This window comes from Vibrio furnissii CIP 102972 (assembly GCF_000176175.1).
Lineage (GTDB): Bacteria > Pseudomonadota > Gammaproteobacteria > Enterobacterales > Vibrionaceae > Vibrio > Vibrio furnissii.
Window position 1 is genome coordinate 25,831 of sequence record NZ_ACZP01000017.1, and the last position, 14,947, is coordinate 40,777.

10 protein-coding genes are annotated in these 14,947 nt (G+C 54.1%); all 10 read right to left on the reverse strand.

The genetic code is table 11. The features are described 5' to 3' along the window. Window positions 1–167: 167 nt before the first annotated feature. A complete protein-coding gene (locus VFA_RS18450) occupies window positions 168–1,718 on the reverse strand; it encodes a hypothetical protein (RefSeq protein WP_004728366.1) in 1,551 nt (516 codons plus the stop codon). Then, complete coding sequence (locus tag VFA_RS18455; protein ID WP_004728367.1) at window positions 1,715–2,287, reverse strand: ECF-type sigma factor; 573 nt, start codon at window positions 2,285–2,287, stop codon at window positions 1,715–1,717. Before VFA_RS18455 ends, VFA_RS18450 begins: the two co-directional genes overlap by 4 nt. After that, window positions 2,284–3,732 (reverse strand): hypothetical protein, encoded by a 1,449-nt coding sequence (locus VFA_RS18460; protein WP_004728368.1) that lies wholly within the window; start codon window positions 3,730–3,732, stop codon window positions 2,284–2,286. Before VFA_RS18460 ends, VFA_RS18455 begins: the two co-directional genes overlap by 4 nt. Further along, window positions 3,729–5,066, reverse strand: a complete 1,338-nt coding sequence (locus tag VFA_RS18465) for a serine/threonine protein kinase (RefSeq protein WP_038152545.1) — start codon at window positions 5,064–5,066, stop codon at window positions 3,729–3,731. The genes VFA_RS18460 and VFA_RS18465 overlap by 4 nt, the downstream gene beginning before the upstream one ends. Window positions 5,067–5,264: 198 nt before the next feature. Further along, a complete protein-coding gene (locus VFA_RS18470) occupies window positions 5,265–8,393 on the reverse strand; it encodes an efflux RND transporter permease subunit (protein ID WP_004728370.1) in 3,129 nt (1,042 codons plus the stop codon). A 3-nt stretch (window positions 8,394–8,396) separates the two neighbouring features. Then, on the reverse strand, window positions 8,397–9,548 hold the full coding sequence (locus VFA_RS18475; RefSeq protein WP_004728371.1) for an efflux RND transporter periplasmic adaptor subunit: 1,152 nt from the start codon (window positions 9,546–9,548) through the stop codon (window positions 8,397–8,399). 423 nt (window positions 9,549–9,971) lie between these two features. After that, window positions 9,972–11,876: an FUSC family protein gene (locus VFA_RS18480; RefSeq protein ID WP_004728372.1), complete on the reverse strand. Its 1,905-nt coding sequence runs from the start codon at window positions 11,874–11,876 to the stop codon at window positions 9,972–9,974. A gap of 16 nt (window positions 11,877–11,892) precedes the next feature. Next, window positions 11,893–12,315, reverse strand: a complete 423-nt coding sequence (locus VFA_RS18485) for a MarR family winged helix-turn-helix transcriptional regulator (protein ID WP_004728373.1) — start codon at window positions 12,313–12,315, stop codon at window positions 11,893–11,895. A gap of 177 nt (window positions 12,316–12,492) precedes the next feature. After that, the gene (gene gorA, locus VFA_RS18490) at window positions 12,493–13,848 is read right to left on the reverse strand and encodes a glutathione-disulfide reductase (RefSeq protein WP_004728374.1); all 1,356 of its coding nucleotides are present in this window, start codon (window positions 13,846–13,848) and stop codon (window positions 12,493–12,495) included. A 144-nt stretch (window positions 13,849–13,992) separates the two neighbouring features. After that, window positions 13,993–14,832 carry a 23S rRNA (adenine(2030)-N(6))-methyltransferase RlmJ gene (locus tag VFA_RS18495; RefSeq protein ID WP_014204127.1) on the reverse strand — a complete coding sequence of 280 codons (840 nt, stop codon included), beginning with the start codon at window positions 14,830–14,832 and terminating at the stop codon, window positions 13,993–13,995. Between the last annotated feature and the right edge of the window lie 115 nt (window positions 14,833–14,947).

Consider the following 14,947-nt stretch of genomic DNA (forward strand, 5'->3'; position numbering starts at 1 on the left):
TCCGCACTGCCACTGCTGAGTACGGAACGAAATACGTTGTGGGCAACTTTCTACCTGTTTGAATTCGCGCTTTCAATATACGGAAATTAAATAAAAACCCGTAAAATAATTTATTTTTTTATGATTCATGCGATGTGTGACAACGATGAACAAATAAGCATCAGCGGTTAGTGCACCGGTTGGCGATAAATCAGGTTGATTTTGAACGTTTCCAATAAATGGGCATATTCCGGCCGCGGGCGCAAAATGTAGGTGTATATTTCGCCATCCAGCGGGATGTCGTATTCGGAATATTCCAGATCGGAGGACAAATTGGTCAGGCGCTGCGGGTTTTGATATTCAAAGCAGGCGGGCGGATAGTTGCCATAATAATCCCCCGAAAAGACCATCAAGGTTTGCTGATATTCCGTCATGCCCGTCAGTGAGGAGAACGCAAAATACGGTTCAAACTGGCGACACGATAAGTTGCCAACTTCAGCGGTAATATTTAAGTCGGAATCTGCAGGTTGATAATAGTCCGGATTATCGAGGCGGCGGTTATAGATGTAATTCATCATGCTCACCCAGTAATAATGGTGTTGTTCATTCAGCATCAGGTAGTCAAACCGGCTCGTTTGATACAAATATTGGCCGGTCGTGACGTTGAGGCGCGCTTCGGCTGCGGCCGGGACGTCCATCAAGGTGTCGGTTTCATAGCGGTCACCGTTGTAGCTGGTGACCAGAAAATTCGTCCCTGACCCCATTCGCGCGGTGTAGCTTTGTCGAAACGTCCAGCGCATGAAGGTGTTGGAGTCGAGATCGAAATCAATGTCTTGAGTGCGCCGTTGGTAATAGCCCACCTTTTTAAAGTCACTTGGCGTTGGGCAAGTGAGGCGGCTTTGGCTCATGGCATAGAGCACCGTGCCATGGTCAAGATAGAACCCTTCGCAATACAGGACGTCGAAGTCATAGCGTTTTCCACCCAATTCGCGGGTGGTGTGAATGCGATATAAATACTTGTTCTCCAGCTGTTGGCTGTCTTGCTGCTCTTCGACATCAATGTTGGCGAGTGTAAAACTCACGCTTTGCCACGCGTCTTCCTGATGGTGATCGTCGTTGGCTTCGATCAACACCGTGACGGCGCTTAAGTCCGGTTCAACGAGGCCGTTGAGTGTCAGAGACTGCGCCAGTGCCAACTTGAGCGAACGACTGTTGATGGAGACACGGTAAGTGATTAAATCCCCCTCCGGATCGCGAAACAAATCATCGATGTTGATCTGGTAATGCGCCGAATCGGTGGTGCTGAGTTGCCACGTTGCCATGTCCTCGCTGATGCGCTGGTAAGCTTGTTGATTGAGTTCAGGCGGTTGATTGGGGGGCTCGTCGCTGGCGAGTGCATGTTCGCCTGCGCTGATGATGATCTCGGTGCCGATGCCGCTGGACAGCAATGCCTCCAGTGGTGTCTCTTCCTCGGCGGCGTCTGGCAATGGTGCGGTGGGCTGTGGTGTGGCATCCAAATCACGCTGGGCGTTGTCAGGATGGGCTGCCGATGAGGCGCGCTGGCTTGGCGCGGCCGAGTCGGTCAAATTCAAAGCGTCACCGCGCGCCGCCTGAGGGCGTGCTTGGGATAGGGCGGCCTGAATGGCGCGCTCGATGGTATCGAGCGGGTTGGAGTGACTCGGCCAGCATAACCACACGCCGAGTACTGTGGAGATGAGGGGCAGCAGCAGGCGCATCATGAACTGAGTCTCGATTGAAACCAACACAGCGCGAATTTGAGATCTTTTTCAATCAGGCTGCGGCTGCACTCGAGCAGCTCACTGATTTCATCGATTTTCATGCCAATCAGGTATTTCAGCTTTAAGGCGTTGGATTGGCGTGGGTAGCGCGCGCTAAAGGTGTCCAACGTTTTGTCCATGATGATCAGTTGTTCAAATGACGCGGCGGCGTTTTTCTCGGCCACCACCGTGACGGGCAGGCGTTTTTGTGCCTGCTTATGACGGGCATGATCAATCAAAATTTGGCGCATGATTTTGGCCGCTTTGAGATAAAAGTCGCGGCGGTGATGAACATCATCCAGCGTCGATTGTGATAAACGCAAATAGGCTTCATGCACCAAGGCGGTGGTGCTGTGAATGCTGTCGTTGATGACGGGATTGCCATCGCCGTATTTGCTGATGTTGCGGGTTTGCTCTTGCTCGGCCAAACGGCGTAAATGGGCATAGGCGATGCGGTATAGCTCGCTCTCGGCACGTTTGTCACCTTGTTTCCAGTGATGCAGCACTTGGGTAAAAGGGGGGTGGTTCATTGGCTGTCCTTATGTTGCCGTGTGAATTCGTCGACGCTGAGGGTCTGCATCGACTCTTGCCCATCCATGGCACGATGTTTTCGTTGTTGATAGCGATAGAGAATGCCTTGATCCCATTGCGCGCCCGCGGGCAGGTATTCCCAGCTGGTGTATTGGGGGCCGCGTTGAGGGTCAAACCAGGTCACCGTGAGGTTGAGGTCGGCCAGGGTCAGTGCCGACGCGTTGGTGTTCAGCCACCACATGTCTTTGTACTCAGTGGTCACGTCCTGTGAGTAAGCGCTGGGCTGCTCAGGACATTGCGTGGTGCCGGTTGGCCCCCGCAACACCGCATGTGGGCCGACTTTCAAACATTGATGCGCCATGCCCGAAGCAAGGTAGCGGGTGCGTAACCAGATCCCTTGATACGGGATGTGATCCCCTTTGCCTGTGGGGTAGGTGAACCACATCATCTCACTGCGATTGCTGTGGCGGACGTTGGGGGTGTGGCCCAAGCCTTGTGCTTTTTCCATATACAGCTGCGTGGTCGGGTCGAAGTTCATCGCGATGGTGCGGTACTTCCAATCCCCGTCGTCGTCAAAATCTTCAATATAGAAGCCGTTCAAATCGTTGCGCGTGCAGCCGTGCTGGGCGCAGCCAATCAAGCCGCCTTTCAAAGAAAAATCATCCAGAGGGGTCGATTGCATTTGGCGCAACCCATGTTCCGGTCGCAATTGGCAGCCGTTGAAGAAGTCCCCCAACGCTGGGTATTCGATCAGCGTGTTCCCACGAACGGCAAAGCGGACGATGCCCACCGGACGGTGATAATTCGGGTGATTAGCACGGTCGAGGTTATAGGCGCAAATTTTGCCCTGCCAGTCTTTTTTCGGCACCAAGGTACTTTCAAACTGCACGCCGAGTGGGCGGTAGACGATTTGATCCGACGTGAAGTTGTCGGTGATGTATTGCTGGCTTTGGGTCAGGTGTTCGATGGCTTCGCGGGCGGAAACCAAGGGTAAATCCAGTTCGTCGAGGTGCTCGTCGATGAACGACAAATCAATCTGCTTGAGTTGCTGCAGAAATTTTTTATCCGTTAAGGCATCGCTGAGCAGTTTGATCTCAGCGTTGTTTTGCGGCGTCGCGTCGAGGGTCAGTAACAGCCGAGTCATGTTGATGCTGCGGTTGACCTGCGTGCTGGCTTGCGTGGGCGTGATGACCTCCTGACCGCTGAGCGTACTGAGTAAGTATCCGTTGTCATCTTGACCGAGGTAAAAATAGATGATGTCACCCGGCCGGTATGAAAATTTCCCTTGCTGCGTGGTGCCACTCAGCCCCGACGTGGTTTTATAAAATAGACCCGTTACCGGCGCGTCAATGAAGTGGCCTTCCCGCGTCTCGGCGTTCACCAACACAGGAGGAAGGGAAAGGAGGCCGAACATCAGCCAAAACAGGGCAAATCGGGTGGTCATGGTTTCGTCGTCGCGGTGGAATCGGCCAAGGCCGTGTCATCGGGTGGTGTAGGAACCGGCGTGATCAACGCCAGCAGCATTTTTTGTTTGATGTGCTGGGGTAAGTCGGGGTTGGAGAGCACGCGTAAGCGCGTGATGGCCAACATGGCTTCAATGGTCAAGGGTTGATCGTGGGAGTCTTTGCTGTGAAACAGCAGCTGCGTGAGTTCAAACAGCATGTTCTCGGAGATTTTCTTCTCTTGTGAGAGCTGGTGGTTTTTGTCCACCACGGCGTAAGTAAAGCTCGCCCCTGATGCCAAGAGTAGCGAGACCAGCAAGCAATAAAATGGCCGCCGCTGTATCAAGCGGCGCAGGATATACACCGGTTGATGCTGCTTGAGTGAGATCGGTCGCAGCGCCAGAATGTGTTCTAAGTCGTGGCGCAGGTCGCCAACGCTGAGATAGCGCTGCTCAGCTTGAGGGGCGATGGCTTTCTCCACCACGTGTTGCAAATCCGAGTTGGCGCGTAGCCTTGGAAACAAACACTGCAGAATCTTGCCCAATGAATAGACGTCGCTTTGCTGCGTCAGGTAGTCCCCTTGCTTTTGCTCTGGGCTGGCGTATTGATCACTAAACGCCAAAAGTGACGAGTCCTCGTTGGGCAACGTATTCTGCTTGAGCTTCTGCGTCAGGTTGAAGTCGATCAGCTTGGGCTGATGCGCTGCATCAATCAGTATATTTTCCGGTTTGAGGTCGGCGTGCAGAATGTGATGGTCATGGGCGTGCTCAACTGCCTGACACACCTGAATGAAGAGCTTGAGTTTCTCTTGAACCGATAACGTCTGCTGCTGAAGATAGGCATCCAGCGTTTGCCCCTCAATACGCTCCATCACGATATACACCTGATCGCGAAACAGGCCGCCATCGTAAACTTTCGCGATGCCGGGGTGGTTGAGGCGCGCCAGAATCTGCGCTTCGGTAAACAGCGCCCGTTGGTCGAGGTGGTGCACGATATGGGGCTGAATCAGCTTGATGGCCAGTTGCTGTTCATAGGTGTTGTCATCACGCGAGGCAGAATAAACCAGCCCTAAGCCGCCACGTCCAATCTCTTGATGCAGGCGATATTTGTCGATGACTTGGCCGCTGTAATCGTAGTGGTCTTGCACCCAGTCGTTGGCGTGCTGGGTGAACACATGCGCTAGCTGAGTGGTTTGTAGCTGATGAATCAAGGGGAGCACTTGCGCATGCAAGGCGGGCTTCTGTTGGCGAAGCTGGCCGAGTGCGGCCGTTTGTTCAGCGTCAGTGAGATCAAGCCAATCATAAAAAAATTGGGTTGGAGAGTCAGTCGAGCACACGGATTTGTTCAGAATGGATCGTAATGCGCCGTAGTGTATCGAAAATGTGTGTAAAAGGTGAAATATTTCTTAATCTTGGTACGTTTTGTTGCGGGAAAACTAAGCAATACGGGTGAAATTCATCACTGAGCAGAATGAAATAAAAAAGCCACTGACCCGCTTGCGCGGATCAGTGGCGAGGGTTCGCTTGTGTGTCTCTTAAGCGTCGGTTGGAATCTTATGCGGTTTGGTGCGGAACAGTTTCATCACCATTACAAAGAACACCGGCACGAAGAAGATCGCCAGTATGGTTGCGGCCAACATACCACCGACCACACCCCAGCCAATCGCGTTACGGCTGGCAGCACCTGCACCGGTACTCAGTGCCAGTGGCAGTACGCCGAGGATGAATGCGAACGAGGTCATCATGATCGGACGCAAACGCATTCGACACGCTTCGACCGTTGCGTGCACCAGATCCATGCCGTCGTCATACAAGTCTTTGGCAAACTCCACGATCAAGATGGCGTTTTTCGCCGACAGACCGATGGTGGTCAACAGACCCACTTGGAAGTAGATGTCGTTCGAGAGCGACTTCATCGTCGCCGCCGCAATCGCACCAAAGACGCCCAGTGGCACCACCAAGATGATGGAGAACGGGACGCTCCAACTTTCGTACAACGCAGCCAGGCTGAGGAATACGATTAAGATAGACAAGGCGTATAGGAACGGCGCTTGTGAACCGGTTTGGACTTCTTGGTACGAGGCGCCCGTCCATTCTAGGCCAATGCCTTCCGGCAGTTGCTTCACAATGTCCAGAATCGCCTGCATGGCATCCCCGGTACTCTTACCTGGCGCAGCGGAACCTTGAATGTTCACGGCCGGTACGCCGTTAAAGCGTTCCAGACGAGGTGAACCAAAGGTCCATTTGGTGGTGGCAAAGGCATCAAACGGCACCATGTCGCCATCGGCGTTCGCCACATGCCACAAGCTCAGGTCATCTGGATTCATGCGGTAAGGTGCATCGGCTTGTACGTACACTTTCTTCACACGACCGTTGTCGATGAAGTCGTTGACGTAGCTCGAACCCAGCGCGGTTGACAGGGTGGAGTTGATGTCAGACACGGACACACCCATGGCCATCGCTTTTTCGTAGTCGATATCAATGCGGAACTGTGGCGTATCTTCCATACCGTTCGGGCGTACCTGAGTCAGGTTCGGGTTAGAACCGGCCATGCCCAAGAGCTGGTTACGTGCTTCGATCAGTTTGTCGTGGCCCAAGTTCGCGGTATCGGTCAAGTAGGCATCAAAACCACTCGCGCTACCCAAACCTTGAATGGCTGGCACGTTGAACGAGAAGATTTGCGCTTCTTTGATTGGGGCAAACGCCGGATAAGAGCGTCCAACCACAGCATCTACCGACAGCGCCGGATCTGTCCGTTCACTCCAGTCTTTGAGACGCACGAACGCCATACCCATGTTCTGACCTTGACCGGCGAAACTAAAGCCAGCCACGGTAAACACCGATTCAACCGCGTCTTTTTCATCTTCTTGGAAGTGTTTACGCACTTTGCCCATCACTTCCAGCGTTTGTTCTTGTGTGGCACCCACAGGCAATTGAACAATCGACAAGAAAATACCTTGGTCTTCTTCCGGTACAAAGGAAGTGGGCAGACGTGTCCACAACGTGGCGAGTACACCAACGATCACGATGTACGCCAGCATGTAGCGCACGCGGTGGTTTACACCACGATTCACCGTGTTCTGGTAGCTCTCAGTGCCGCGATCAAACCATGTGTTGAACCAAGCCAGCGGGCCGCGTTTTACGTGGTGCGCTTCGCCTTTCTTGATTGGTTTGAGCAAGGTCGCACACAGGGCTGGCGTCAGAATCATTGCCACCAGTACCGACAGAACCATCGACGAAACAATGGTCAGCGAGAACTGACGATAAATCGCCCCCGCGGCGCCCCCGAAGAAGGCCATCGGAATGAATACCGCACTCAAGACCATCGCGATCCCCACCAGCGCGCCGGTGATTTGACCCATCGATTTACGCGTCGCTTCGCGCGGTGACAACCCTTCTTCGCTCATCACCCGTTCCACGTTCTCAACCACCACGATCGCATCGTCCACCAGCAAGCCGATGGCGAGGACCAGACCAAACATGGTCAACGTGTTAATCGAGAAGCCAAACGCCGCCATCACCCCGAAGGTCCCCAACAGAACCACCGGAACGGCGATGGTTGGGATCAAGGTGGCGCGGAAGTTTTGTAGGAACAGGTACATTACCAAGAAGACCAGCACGATCGCTTCCATCAGCGTGTGCACCACTTCCTCAATCGAGATTTTTACGAATGGGGTGGTATCGTATGGATACACCACTTCGATGTTCGATGGGAATGTCGGTTGCAGTTCGGCCAGGCGCGCTTTCACCGCATCGGCGGTTTCCAGTGCGTTGGCACCGGTGGCCAGTTTCACCGCAATACCAGAAGCGTATTTGCCGTTGTACAGCGCAACCGCTTGGTAATCTTCAGCGCCCAGCTCCACACGCGCCACGTCTTTGAGACGAATTTGCGCGCCGTCGGTGTCCACTTTCAGCAGAATGTTTTCAAACTGTTTGACGGTGGTAAAACGGCTTTGTGCAGTAATGGTCGCGTTCAGCTGTTGACCTTCAAGCGCGGGTGTGGCGCCCAACTGACCCACAGAAACTTGCGTATTCTGTGCGCTGATGGCGGTTTTCACTTGCGCTGGCGTCAGCTGGAAGTTGTTGAGTTTATTCGGGTCGAGCCAGATACGCATCGCGTGCTGTGCGCCGAACACCTGAACTTCACCCACCCCTTGTACACGGCTGAGCGGGTCTTTGACCTGCGACACCATGAAGTCGGCGATTTCGGTGTTGTCCATGCTGCCGTCGTTAGAAATAAAGCCTACCACCATCAAAAATGAGCTGGAGGATTTCGCGACGGTGATCCCTTGTTGGGTCACTTCGGTCGGTAGCGTTGCTTCCGCCAAAGACAGCTTGTTCTGTACTTGAACCTGCGCGATATCGGGATCGGTACCTGATTCAAACGTCAGTGTGATGCTAAAGTTACCCGCAGAGTCACTGGTGGCCGACATGTACAAGAGATTGTCGATACCATTCATGTTCTGTTCGATGGTCTGCGTCACGCTGTTTTCCACCGTTTCCGCAGAGGCACCTGGGTATGAACCGGACAACGACACCGCTGGGGGCGCGATATCCGGGTATTGCGAGACGGGCAGTGTCATGATTGACAGCACACCGGCCAGCATGATGATTATGGCGATCACCCACGCAAAGATGGGGCGATCTATGAAAAATCGAGCCATATCTTATTGTTCCTTAGAGGCTTCCAGGACGTTCGCGGTCACCGCGCTGCCCGCATGAACTTTTTGCAGGCCTTTGACAATCACAAGATCACCTGCGTTCAAACCCGAATCAATCAACCATTGGTTGCCAATCGCACGGCTGGCGACCACGGTGCGGCTTTCCACTTGGTTTTGATCGTTAACGACGAATACGGACGCCTGACCACGCGCATCGCGGCTGACGGCCGACTGCGGGATCAAAATGCCGTTGTCACGATGTTCGGTCGGTACCGCTGCACGCACATACAAACCCGGCAGCAGGAACTGATCGGGGTTTGGAATGGTGGCGCGCACGTTGACGGTGCCGGTTTTCTCGTTAACAGACACTTCGGCAAATTGCAGCGTAGCGCGTTGCTCGATTGGCGTACCATCATCCAAGAACAGTTTGATGCCAGCGAGTTCCTGATTCTCTTTACCCGCAGACTGGCGCAGTTTCAGCAGTTCATTACTTGGCTGAGAAAGGTCGACGTACAGTGGATCCAGTTGCTGAATGGTAGCCAGCGCATTGGTTTGGTTGGCAGTCACCAGCGCACCTTCAGTAATCAGGGTACGACCGATACGACCGGAAATCGGCGCGGTAATTTTGGTGTAATCCAGATTGATTTGCGCTGAATTGACGTTCGCTTTAGACGCTTCTACAGAAGCCAAGGCTTCTTTGTAGCTCGCTTGAGCATCTTCGTAATCTTGTTGGCTGACCGATTTTTTGGCCACCAGTTCACGGTAGCGTTTCGCTTGAAACTCTGCCTGAGCCAGGGTGGCTTCTGATTTTGCCAGATTCGCTTTGGCACTCGCCAATGCGGCTTTGTAAGTGGACGGATCGAGTTCAAAGAGCACCTCGCCCTTGTTCACCATGCTGCCTTCAACGAACAGACGATTGGTCACAATGCCACTCACCTGTGGACGCACCTCCGCAATGCGGTAGGCACTGGTCCGGCCCGGTAGCGTACTGGTGACTTCAACCGGTTGGGTGTTAATTTGAACCACATCCACCGCAACTGGGGGTGGCGCGCCATTGCTGGCGGCTTGTGGTGTGGCTTCTGGCTGACATCCAGCAAGCGCAACTGCGGCAACAATTGCGGTCAGCCATTGTTTAGAAAAGGCTTTACCGTCGCCCATAATCTTTCTCTCCTTTACCACTTAGAACGCATTAAGCTCAGTGACTCATGTGGGTATACGTACAATTCAACGCTTTTGATTCACAGGCTCAAATGTCTTTGTGAGAACGCTATTTAATCGCAAGGCCGCTCGAAAGGATAATGTAACCCTAGTTAACAATGGGTTAAGAATCGTCATGAATCGGCTGCTGACTGAACTCTGTCATTTATTGCACAAATGGACAAGCGAATTTTACTATACAGTTGGATAATTAACTACAGAAGTTTATTTCCCGTACAAAATTGGCTCATGATTGTCGCATTGAATGCATGATGATGCATGCGCAAATTTTATCCATTGGTGATTTTTTCATCGATGAGAATGACATGACGCGATCAAAAAAGCGATGCCGGAAAACCGAACATCGCTTGTGTGGGCAGGGGGTTAGCGGCGTTTGAGCCGTTGCCAATGCGGTTGCACGTGTTTTAGCCCATCGGCGGCACGGCGCGCCATCCTTGCCGGTTGCGGCGTGCGTTGGTGCTCTTGCGTGGCGTAGCGATTGAGCAGGGCAATTGTCGCTTGCGGCGAGTCACGCAGCGCACGTTCTAACCGTTGCAACCACACATGATGACGTTGTTGATGGTACGTGCTGGTGCTGTGGGTCGCGATCTGCTGCCAATGTTGAATACATTGACCCAGCATGATCAGAGTCAGGCCACTTTCGCCATGTGCGGCCCAATTGAGGCCATTTTTTCGCGTGATGGCAATCAACTTGAGCACACGATGCTTCATGCGCGCTTGCCAGAAGTGAAAGGGGATTGCATGTTGAATCAGGGTGGGCAGCGCATGCCACATGGCATCCATCAAACGTTGTTGGCGGCGCAACAAGTTGGTGGGGAAAATCAGTTTAAATGCCAGCAGCGCTAACATGGGGCCAGCGATGACCGCCAGCGACATGGTGATAGCGTGCGCAGCATCGGCGCTGTAGGGTTGGTGCGGCTGCGACATCAACAAGAAAATCATAAAGTAGTCCATCGACCCCGAACTGAGGCGGCGATGGGCAAATGGCACCACGCCCAACAGAATCAGCGGCACCATCATCAACAGCATCTGCAATTCATTGGCCGCCATCGGCCACAGCACCAACTGACAAATCAGGTTCGACATGCCGCCGACAATCTGCCACCAGAAGATATGCGTCATGATCAGCGCTGGGTTTTCAAAGGTGGAGAACAGCGTCACCATCACCGATGCTCCCAGTAGCACGTACGCGCCAATTGGCGATCCGGTCCACGCCCAACCGAGGCCCAGCAACACCATTAAACTGGTGGTGCGATACATGGCCTGCGTGGCGCCAACCCAGTCGCGGTGGAGCACCACTTTGCCGGTCGCGGCAGTGATCTCCAGTTTGCCTGATTGACGAAACGTCTTGCGGCCTTGCAAGGCTTGGCTCAGTTCATTCAACGCTTGTGACAGCAGCAAATCGTCGCACTCTTCATCAGCGCGTTGCAAATGCACCACCACCTGATCGAGCGGCGATTGCAGTTCGTGCGCGTTGATGGCGTGTTGAATCTCGAGCAGGAAAGCGTTGTGGTTGACGCGCGAACCTTGGTTCATCAGCCAAGTCAGTATCGAGATCAGAGCAAACACCACCGAACGCAGGGTTTGTACCGCGCGGCGTGAACGAATTGACCCGACGCTGTGCGGATCCAGCGCTTCTTCAATCTGCGCGGCTTCCAGCATCAAATGTTCCAGGGGCTGAGAGAGGGGCTGCTGCCGCGAATGCTGGGTGAGCGCTTGCAAGACCGCAATGGTGAGCGAGCGCACGCGCCACACCAAGGCATCTTCATCGCTGCGACGGGCAAACAGCAAGCCCACCAACAGCGCGATGAACACCCCGGTCATCACGGTGAGCAAGCGGTCGGTGCCCAGCTCCAGCATGTCGGTTTGGTTGGCGGTACCGAGCAGCGCCACCAGTGAAGCCGAGTAGCCAGACAGCAGCGTCGCGTAACTGAACAGGCCATGAATCACGTTGCCCGCGCCGGCGCACAAGCCGACCCACACCGACAGCCCCAGCGCCAGCAGCAAAATGTTGTCCCCGGCGACGGACACCAGCGTGACCCCGACGACCGTACCGACCAATGTGCCGATAAAGCGGAACAAGCTTTTTTCCAGCAGCATGCCGCGCCCGGGTTGTGAGGCCGCCCAAACGGACATCGCCGCCCATTGTGGGTGCTCTAAACCAAGCGCCCAGCCGACGAACAGTGCCGCGCACGATGCCAGTGCGGTGCGCAGCGCAAACGCTAAGCGACCCGCATCCAAGCCGAGATTTGCAAGTTGAGCGTTCATGGTGTGCCCTCAGTCCTTAGTGTTTGAATTTGGTGATGAGGCCGCCGAGCACTTGCCGCATGACCTCAATCTGTTCATCGGATACATCGGCCAACATGTCGGTTTCGATCGCCAGCAGTTCTGCGCGCAGCGACACGACGTGCTCACGCCCGGCTGCGGTGAGAAAAATGCGTTTCGCGCGGCGATCGTGCATATCCGCTTGACGCTCAATCTGGCCTTTTTGTTCGAGCGTATCGAGCAAGCGGACCAAGGTGGAGCCTTCCATGCCAACTGAAGCGGCGAGTTCTTTTTGGCTGATGCCATCGCCAAATTCATCTAAATGCAGCAGCGGGGCCCAACTGATGTCTTTGATGCCCGCTTGCGCCAGACGTTGATCGAGGTGGCGGCGCCACAGTCGCGCCGCGATGGAAAATTGAATACCAAATTTGTGTCGAGACATAATACGTTTGATTGATATAGTTTGAATTCAAACTATATGGATAAATCCGCTGCGGATCAACGCAGAATTGAAGGCCAAGGCTGAAATGCAGGCATAAAAAAGCCCCGCAGTCTCTGCAGGGCATTGATATGTTTGGCATAAGCCAAATGCATGCTTATGGCTTCAGCGGTTGAAGCATTAACGCATGGTCACGAATTCTTCGCTGCCGGTTGGGTGAATCGCCACGACCGCGTCGAAATCGGCTTTGGTGGCGCCCATCTTCATCGCGACGCCAAAGCCTTGAATCATCTCATCGACCGCAAAACCGATGCCATGTAGGCCAACCACGGTTTCTTCTGGTCCTGCGCACACCAGCTTCATTTTGCAAGGCTGACGGTGCTGAGTCACCGCGGTGTACATGGCCGTAAAGCCGGATTGGTACACTTTCACGCTGTCTGCGCCGAATTTCGCGATCGCGTCGGTTTCCGTCAGGCCGATGGTGCCGATGGGCGGGTGGCTGAACACCACGGTCGGCACCAGATCGTAATCCATTTTCGCATCCGGCTTGTTGTTAAACAGGCGCTCAGACAGCTGGCGACCCGCTTTCACGGCCACAGGCGTCAGTTCGATGCCGCCTTCCATGATATCGCCGACACAGTAAATGCCGCTAACGTTGGTGGCTTGGTAAGCATCGACTTTGATGTAGCCTTGCGCATTGGTTTCCACACCCGTCGTCGAGAGGTTAATCGCATCGGTCGCTGGGTGACGGCCAATGGCCCAAATCAGGGTGTCGACATTGCAGCTTTCGCCGTTTTCTAGATGCAGGGTCAGGCTGCCATCGGCTTCCTTGACCACTTCTTTTGGCACGCTGTGCGTGTGCAGTTGCGGGCCTTCTGCCGCCATCACTTCCACCAAGGTGTCGATGATCATCGGGTCAAAGCTGCGCAGGGGCGACTCTTTACGGCAGAACAGGTGCGTTTCGGTGCCCAGAGCGTTGAGTACGCCCGCGATTTCTACCGCGATGTAACCCGCGCCGACGACCGCAACTCGTTTGGGTTGTGCGCTCAGTTCAAAGAAACCGTTGGAGTCGATACCGAATTCAGCACCCGGAATATTCGGAATGGTTGGGCGGCCACCGACGGCGATCAGAATGTGATCGGCGGTGTAGTGCTCCCCATTGACTTCCACGGTGTTCGCATCGACGAACTTGGCAAAACCGCGAATCACTTCGACTTTGTTGTTGCCCAGCACGCGATCGTAAGACTGGTGAATACGACCGATGTACGCCTGACGGCTTTCCACCAGTTTGGCCCAGTCGAAGTGTTTCACGTCCACATCAAAACCGTAATCTGCCGCGTACAGGTTCATCGCTTCTGCGACCTGAGCGCCGTGCCACATCACTTTCTTCGGCACACAGCCGACGTTCACACAGGTCCCGCCAAGATCTTTGGCTTCAATCAGGGCGACTTTGGCGCCGTACATGGCTGCACGGTTGGCTGAGGCGATACCGCCGCTGCCGCCACCGATACAGATATAGTCAAAATGTGTTGCCATTACTTTCTCCAATTTGGGCTCATCGCGAACAGGTTCGCATTCAGCCTCTGTTATGCATATATCCAACGACCTAATCTAGGTTAGTTGGGGGTGGATTGCCAAATTGCAATCCCAGTCGCTGAGTCTTGTTGAGCGGTCGCGACCTTATTCAGGCACAATCCAGTCCACTTTATAGTGACCGGTGGCCGGCGCAATTGCTTCTTTCAGGAACGGCAGAATGCTTTGCATCTGGCTTTCCAGTTTCCACGGCGGGTTGATGACAATCATGCCCGAGGCGGTCATGCCGCGCTCGTTGGTGTCGGGGGACACGCCGAGTTCAATTTGTAAGATTTTGCGAATGCCGAGGCCTTGCAAACCTTCAATCATGTCCTCGATGTCGCAGCGGTTCACCACCGGATACCAGATGGCGTAAATGCCGGTCGCCCAACGCTTGTAGCTTTGCGCGATCGCCTGCACCACATCGCGATACTCTTTGGCGAGCTCATACGGCGGGTCAATCAGCACCAGACCACGGCGCTCTTTCGGCGGCAGGCTGGCTTTCAGGCGGGCAAATCCGTCTTCTTTGAAAATTGCCACTTGGCGATCGCGGTGAAACTCCTGCTCCAGCAGCGGGTAATCGCTCGGATGCAGCTCCGTCAGCACCATGCGGTCATGGCTGCGCAGATGCGCGCGTGCCACACGCGGTGAACCCGGGTAGTAACGCAGCTCGCCATCGTCGTTGAGCGCTTTAATCGCCTCGAGATAGCTGTGAATATCTTCCGGGACTTCGGTTTGTTGCCACAGGCGGGCGATACCTTGTTTGTATTCACCGGTTTTTTCTGACCATTCGTGGGTCAGATCGTAGCGGCCGACACCCGAGTGCGTGTCGTGGTAGACAAAGGGTTTGTCTTTCTGCTGCAGGGCAGACAGGATCAAGCTCTGTACGATGTGTTTCACCACATCCGCGTGGTTTCCGGCATGGAAACTGTGTCGGTAACTTAACAAATTGCGCTCTCTCACCCAAAGCCGGGTGCTGGTCAGTTCAAAAAACAGTTCGCCTGATTATACGCCAGTATTGAAAATTGCTGAACCTGACTATATCTATTAACGTAATAGCCAA